Origin of the sequence: Rothia sp. HMSC071B01 (assembly GCF_001808945.1) — a bacterium.
Classification (GTDB): Bacteria; Actinomycetota; Actinomycetes; order Actinomycetales; family Micrococcaceae; genus Rothia.
Map to the genome: position 1 here is coordinate 1 of NZ_KV795059.1, position 1,436 is coordinate 1,436.

Sequence of the window (1,436 nt, forward strand, 5' to 3'; positions counted from 1 at the left end):
CCAGAAGAAGATTTTCACGCACAGTCAGTTCATAGCGGCCGTAGTCTTGACTCACCAAACCCACATTTGCCAACAAATCATCAGGTGATATGTCCTGTACCGGCTTATCTCCAATGAGGATGTCTCCTTTGGAGGGCTTAAGCATACCCATGAGTGCATTTACTAGGGTTGTCTTTCCCGATCCGCTGGGCCCGACAATACCAATCATCTGCCCGGGACCAAAAGTGAGATTGATGTTTTTAAGAGCTAAAGAATCAGCTTTTGGATACTGGATAGCAAGATTCCTAATGGAAACGCTGCAGATTTCGGGGTAGGTATCGGCAACCGGATTTTTCTGCTCGGGCTGTGCGCTAGAAATAAACTTTCGATATATATCAATTGCGTTTGACCCCGCTGCCATCGAGCTAAGGTCGCTTCCCATCGAGCCAAGCGAGACTATAGCTGAGGTAATACCTATAACAGCTCCAGCAAGAGCACCGGGAGCCGGCACCGAGGCCGCTAGAAAAATAAGGGCTAAAGCTAGCAGTGCAGCGCTTATAAAACCAACAATTGTATATATTCTGAGGATGTAACGAGCTAGGCCAATTTCCTCCTCACCGGATTTTTTCCGTTCTTGATTAGCACGATGCGCAAAGAACGACCGAGCATTAAGAATTGCAAGCTCACGAGCAGTAGTTATTTGTGCAATCTGGTTAGTGCTATGCCACGCGTTGTAGCTATATGAATATATTTTTTCCATTGCCTCAGCATTCTTACTCGAATAGAGATGTGACATCAAGGCAACAGGAATCATGCCTGCAAGCATGCAGAGTGAAGCATATACATTGATCTTTCCTACGGAATAACTAAGGGCTCCCGTCGAAAAAATGATGAATATCAGAGCACCCATAGTGGAAACTTGAGACCCCAGGCTCCCCCCTGTCACAGCTTCATGAGCTGCCCTTGATGAGCGAGCATAATCACCGCTTGCGATTTCCTGAGAGGAACAAGTCGCCAGACGAGAAGATACGTTCTGAATACCCGTACTTGACATTCGAGAATTTAGAATCATACGCAGAGAGTCTGATGCTTGTCCCAGGGCAATGTATCCTGCCAGCACAAAACTAACCCCCAGCGCTAGCGGGAGCACTTCATCCTGGCTCTGGCCCAAATGCTCAACAAGTCTAGTGACAGCCTCCATCTGCAGAGCAGGGAATAGTGATAGGCACACAACAGACACTAGATAGGAAACGGTCCATACGGGGTGATTTTTGAAAGCATAAACCACGGACCAAACAGTATTAGCCATAATCTTACGCATCTTTATAGTCCCTTTCAGCGGAAGTTTTGCGCCCTGCAGAATCTTCAGAGATCTGATTTTTGAAAATTTCCATAAACTTTCCCTCTGCCTTCAGCAGCTCCCGGTAGGTTCCTTGCTCCACCACACACCCACCATC

General features: G+C 47.1%; 1 protein-coding gene. It reads right to left on the reverse strand.

The features are described from left to right. Positions 1-1,288: ATP-binding cassette domain-containing protein (locus tag HMPREF2527_RS09650; protein ID WP_168161078.1), on the reverse strand; the 1,288-nt coding region annotated here is incomplete at its 3' end. Between the last annotated feature and the right edge of the window lie 148 nt (positions 1,289-1,436).